The sequence below is a fragment of the Moritella sp. PE36 genome, from assembly GCF_000170855.1.
Taxonomy (GTDB): Bacteria; Pseudomonadota; Gammaproteobacteria; order Enterobacterales; family Moritellaceae; genus Moritella.
In genome coordinates, this window is the sequence record NZ_ABCQ01000055.1 from 23,287 (window position 1) to 29,616 (window position 6,330).

Here is a 6,330-nt window from a genome sequence, read left to right on the forward strand (position 1 = left end):
TTAATCCCTCAAGGATGCATTGAATTCAGATGAAATACCTTCAACAATATTATTAACTGCTTCTGATATTTCTTTTTCTTCCAAGGTGCGTGAGATATCTTGTAAGGTTAAGCTGATTGCCAGGCTCTTATGACCCTCTACAACACCTGTACCTTGGTATACATCAAACAAGTTTATGCCAACTAACTGATTCCCGCCAACTTTTTTAATAAAGTTCAGAACATCACCAGCATTAACGTCGTCTTTAACAATCATAGCGATGTCACGACGGTTAGCAGGAAACTTAGAAACTTCAAGAGCTTGCGGTAACTTGCGAGATGTTAATGTTGCAAGTTCAATCTCTAGAATAATCGTTGAAGCATTTAGGCCTAACTTCTTCTCTAATGACGGATGTACAGCACCGATATGGCCAACAGAACGACCACCATGGAAGATTTCAGCACTTTGACCAGGATGTAAACCCGGGTGACTTGCACGTTTAAGTACAAATTCATCTGAATTACATGTTTGGTCTAATAATGCATCTAAATCACCTTTAAGGTCGAAATAGTCTACAGACTTGCTTTCTTGATTCCATGATTCAGCATTCGCTGTACCAGCAATAATGGCACCAAGCATAGGAACTTGTAGCACGCCATTTTCAACTGACTCATCTTTAATAAAAGTAAGACCAGTTTCAAATAAACGAATACGTTGTTGCTGACGCTTTTGGTTAGAGACAACAGCTTCAATCAAACCGGTAAACATGCTAACACGCATTACTGACATCTCAATTGAAATTGGATGTGGCAAGACGAGATGATCTGCTTCAGGGTGTAGTAATAATTGGCGTTTTGGATCTACAAAGCTATATGTGATTGCTTCTTGGAAACCACGGTTAACCATTAAATCACGAATACGACGAACAGGTAATGTTGCTTCATTATGATCTGTCATCTTCAATGGCGCAACAGGTGCAACATTTGGGATATTGTCATAACCGAATACACGGGCTACTTCTTCAATTAAATCTACTTCAACTTCGATATCGAAGCGGAAAGATGGCGAAGTGACTGTCCATGTATCATTTTCAAACGTAGGAGATAGACCTAAACTGTTTAAAATATCAGTTACTTTCGCATCTTCAACATGGAAACCAATCACTTTATCTAATTGATGACGACGTAAGTTAATTGGCGCATGTGTCGGTAATGCAGACTCTGTAGTCACATCAACAACAGGTGCTACTTCACCACCGCAGATTTCAACGATCAACTGTGTTGCACGTTCCATCGCTTTATATTGAAGCTCTGAATCAACACCACGTTCGAAACGGTGTGAAGAATCTGTATGCAGACCGTATGCGCGAGCACGACCAGTAATAGCTAACGGGCTAAAGAATGCAGACTCAAGTAAAATAGAGTTTGTTGTAGCCGTTACACCTGTTTTTTCGCCGCCGAAAATACCAGCCATTGCGATTGCGCCGCTGTCATCAGCAATAACAAGTGTATTGTCATTCAACTTAACTTCATTACCATCGAGTAATGTTAGTTTTTCATCTTGAGTTGCAAGGCGAACATTAATAGCACCCGTTAAAGTAGCAAGGTCAAATGCATGCATTGGTTGACCAAGTTCTAGCAATACGTAGTTAGTAACGTCAACGATTGGATCGATTGAACGAGTACCACAACGACGTAGACGCTCTACCATCCATAATGGTGTCTTTGCCAACATATCAAGGTTAGTGATAACACGACCAAGATAACGAGGGCACTGCTCTGTAGCAGTGACAGAAACACTTACAGTTTCTGTACTTGTTTCAGTTACATTTGTCCACTCAGGCGCCGTAACAGCGATGTTATTTAAAACACCTACTTCACGCGCAATACCAGCGATGCTTAAGCAATCTGCACGGTTAGGAGTAAGGTCAACTTCGATAGTAACATCATCAAGACCAAGACATTCACGAATACAAGTACCAGGAACCGCGTCAGACGGTAATTCCATGATACCGTCAGCTGATTCAGCCATACCCATTTCAGATTCAGAACAAAGCATACCGTGTGATGGTTGACCACGTAGTTTGGCTTTTTTAATTTTGAAATCACCTGGTAATACAGCACCAACGGTTGCAACCGCAACTTTTAGTCCAGCACGACAGTTAGTTGCACCACATACGATGTCAATTAACTCTTCAGCACCAATATCAATTTTAGTCACTTGTAACTTATCAGCATCTGGATGCGGACCACATTCAACAACGTGACCTACAACGATACCAGTGAAATCACCAGCAACAGCATCAATACCGTCAACTTCTAAGCCGGCCATCGTGATTTGATGAGCGAGCTCTTCATTTGTAAGACCTGGTTTGACCCAAGTTTGTAACCATTCATTACTGAATTTCATTATGAAGTCCTATCTTATTTAAACTGCTTGAGGAAACGTAAATCATTTTCGAAAAATGAACGTAAATCGTTAACGCCATAGCGAAGCATCGCTAAACGTTCAACACCCATACCAAAGGCAAAGCCAGAGTATTTCTCAGGGTCGATTCCAACAGAAGCTAATACGTTAGGGTGTACCATGCCGCAGCCTAGTACTTCTAACCATTTACCATTTTTGCCCATAACATCAACTTCTGCAGAAGTTTCTGTGAATGGGAAATAAGAAGGACGGAAGCGAATTTCTAAATCTTCTTCAAAGAAGTTATTTAGGAAATCGTGTAACACACCTTTCAGTTCGCTAAAACTTACTTTTTCGTCCACAAATAGACCTTCTACTTGGTGGAACATTGGTGTATGAGTTTGATCGTAATCATTACGGTAAACACGGCCTGGCGAAATAATTCGAATAGGTGGTTTTTCAACTTCCATCGTACGAATTTGAACACCAGACGTTTGTGTTCTTAGTACTAATTTCGGATTAAAGTAAAATGTATCGTGATCCGCACGAGCAGGATGGTGCTCAGGGATATTCAATGCATCAAAGTTGTGATAATCATCTTCAACTTCTGGACCAGATTTAACAGCGAAACCTAATTCACCGAAAAATGATTCAATACGTTCGATAGTACGTGTTACAGGATGTAAACCACCATTAAGGTTAGTTCGACCTGGTGCAGTAACATCAATCATTTCTTCTGCTAATTTAGCATCTAAAACAGCTTGCTGAAATGCATCACGTTTATCGTTAATGACTTTTTGAATTTCTTGTTTAGCAAGGTTGATCGCTTGGCCAGCTTTAGGCTTTTCTGCTGGAGGCAGTTTACCTAATGTCTTCATTTGTTCAGTTAAAATACCCTTTTTACCAAGGTACTCAACACGAACAGTGTCCAATGTTGCGAGATCTGTTGCGTTAGCTACGGCTTCTACGGCCTGTACTATTATTTCTTTGAGGTGTTGCATGTTTTTCTTATCACCCTGTTGGCAGGAAAAGTGAATAGATTCATTCAGTAATGGATGATTTTACTTAAAAGTAAGCAGAAGTGCTAGTACTTAAGCTGAATCAAGTTGCTCATTATCAACTAAATCGACTAAAAGTGCAGGTTTGGCTATTAAATAGCCTTGAACATAATCAATACCTATTCCTGAAAGGATATTTTTAATGTTTTCATTCTCCACATATTCAGCTACCGTTTTAATATTAACTGCCTTTGCAATTTCATTAAATGACTTAACCATCGTGTAATCAACATTATCTGTTTCAATATTTTTAACAAATGAACCATCAATTTTAAGTTGATCAATAGGTAATCGTTTAATATAACTGTATGAAGAAAAGCCACTACCAAAATCATCCAAACTAAAACGACACCCTAGTGCTTTAAATTTATTCATAAACAAAATCGTTTGATCGAAATCCATAATTGCTTGGCTTTCTGTAATTTCAAAACAAAGTTTTTCTGGCGGAATACCATACGTCAATATCGTGTTTTCAATATAACTGTGCATACTCCTATCGACTAAAGATTGGCCACATAAATTAATTGAAGCAGAGCTCAGGTTAGCAAGGTGTTTGGGATTAGAAGATAGCCACTGACAGTATGTTTTAACGACCCAACGATCAAGCTGTGACATGAAATTATAGTTTTCAGCGGCGGCAATAAATTCACTTGGCGATTGTAAATTACCATCTTCATCTCTTAAACGGAGTAATATTTCGTAACGATAGCCTTCCTTAATTGAGGCTGACAACGGCTTAATGGTCTGAAACGCGAGTTCAAATCTATTTTCATCTAACGCTTCACGTAAAACCCCAATCCAACGCATTTCACGTTGATGGCCCAACATGACGTCATTGCATTTACTATATACGTGAACGCGGTTACGTCCCTGTTCTTTTGCTGTAAAACATGCAGTATCAGCGAGACTTAATGCTTGTGAAAAATTTTCAATTGATTCGTCCAATGTCACAACGCCGATACTTACACCCAACACAAAATGACGTCCATTATGAGTAAACCTAAAATCTTCGATTCCACAACGAATCGTATCCGCGACTTCGAGTGCATTATCAAAGTTTGTGTGATTGAGTAGAATACCAAACTCATCGCCACCAAGACGCGCCAATATCGCACTTTCGTCAAGAAATGATTTTAAAACAACCGTGATTTTTTTCAGTAATGAATCACCGACATCGTGACCGCATATGTCGTTAACCAATTTGAACTGATCAAGATCAAGATAAAGCAGAATGTTATCTTCCAGTACCGAGCGATTAGCTTCTAGTGACGCACCAACAAGCTTCTCAAAATGTGAACGATTAACTAATCCCGTTAACTGATCATATTTAGCGATAGACTCCAGTTTTATCTCATGCTGTTTACGCTTGGTAGTGTTAACAAATGAACCATCAATAACGGTAATATCCGCTTGAATATTTAAACGCATATTAATCTCGCCATGAAATATTTCGCCATAACGATCATATCCTGACATTTCAACGCTATTTACCTCCCCTTCTACACGCAGGGTCTCCATTATAGTTGCACGAAGCTGTGGGTCAGCATAGAATTCATCCGCTTTCGAATGACCAGATTTATTCATGTCTTCAAGATTAATAAAACCTAACGTCCGGCACATCGATTTATTAATCGCCAATATATTGCCTTCGATTGATGTCGTAAACATGCCTTCAGCTGCATTTTGGAACACACTATAATAGCGTTCATTAACCGATATCATTTGCTTCTCTACATCTTTTTTCACGATCCGGTCATGTGCCATTTGTTTTGCGAAGTTCCAGCATAAATAAATCAGAACTATCAATGCTGAACACCCTGAAACATAATCAGCAAACTCAAATTCACTAAGTAAACCGAAACGCGTTAAAATGTGTATATCAATACCAAGTATGAAATATACCAACGACAGAACATAAAAACGGACATCTTTAGATTCATCATGAATAAAAAATAAGCCACATACTATCGACAATAGTGTAATACCTAATGCTAAAACAGATATTAGTATAATGCTGATTTTAAATGAGAATAACAGCGGACTTAAAATGACGATAATGGAAGAAGTGATTAATATTCTGGTAGATAATGAAAACCAAGCACGGTATCTTAATTTCAACAGTTGTCGTGCAAACAAACTAAGATTTAATCCAATAACCCCCATTAACACGACAATTATTGAATCGTAATACTGCACTATAATATCAATTTTATAAATAAAGCCAAAACCTTCGATTATCCATATCACTGATAAATAGCATATAATAAACACTATGTATTGAACCAATCTCGCTTCGTGAAGATGAATATACAAAAAGGTCAAGTAACATACCATCATCAAGAACAAGCCAATGAATATACCAACCATCAATTTATGTTGTGATTTGTCATCAATATAATCGTTCGCATTCCAAATGGCTAACGGTGTTTGTAAAAATGCAGTTGTTTTAATACGTATAAAGTAGTGAATTGTTTCACCTGCACCGATCTTAAAGCCGGTAGCAAACGTTAAATTAGACATGTTATCGTCGTCATAACGACGAGTACCGAGCCTTTTCACAAGCACTCTACTATCATCATGAATTAAATATAAATCGATGTAATCTAATAATGAATCACCAAAATCGAGAATTAAGTATTTCTCAACATCGGCTTTATTGACCACCTCTCCCTTAAACCAGAATGTGCTATCTGAGAACCCAACGCTAAAATGTGCTTGATTGCTTTTAACCCATGGGATAGCCGACTGTCTCTGTGACAAATAATCAAACGTATATGAATTGGTTTTATCCTCAAAATATTTTGTTGTTAACCCGAGACGGCCAACTTCAAAATCAGAGTCTATGACGATCCCTTCTGCTTGTGCAAACGTAGTATTTAGGCTAAAG

Annotated in this window: 3 protein-coding genes; all 3 read right to left on the reverse strand. The window is 38.3% G+C overall.

Annotation, left to right across the window (positions count from 1 at the left end):
- Positions 1-2,388 carry a phenylalanine--tRNA ligase subunit beta gene (gene pheT, locus PE36_RS20035; RefSeq protein WP_006033912.1) on the reverse strand — a complete coding sequence of 796 codons (2,388 nt, stop codon included), beginning with the start codon at positions 2,386-2,388 and terminating at the stop codon, positions 1-3.
- A 14-nt stretch (positions 2,389-2,402) separates the two neighbouring features.
- Positions 2,403-3,386, reverse strand: coding sequence for a phenylalanine--tRNA ligase subunit alpha (pheS, locus tag PE36_RS20040; protein WP_006033913.1), 984 nt, complete (start codon positions 3,384-3,386; stop codon positions 2,403-2,405).
- A gap of 90 nt (positions 3,387-3,476) precedes the next feature.
- Positions 3,477-6,330, reverse strand: a 2,854-nt coding sequence (locus PE36_RS20045) for an EAL domain-containing protein (RefSeq protein ID WP_006033914.1), incomplete at its 5' end; no start/stop codon positions are given.

Bases quoted from the DNA above. Each gene is read 5' to 3' on its own strand.
- pheT (WP_006033912.1), bottom strand. From the start codon at position 2,388: ATGAAATTCAGTAATGAATGGTTACAAACTTGGGTCAAACCAGGTCTT.
- pheS (WP_006033913.1), bottom strand. From the start codon at position 3,386: ATGCAACACCTCAAAGAAATAATAGTACAGGCCGTAGAAGCCGTAGCT.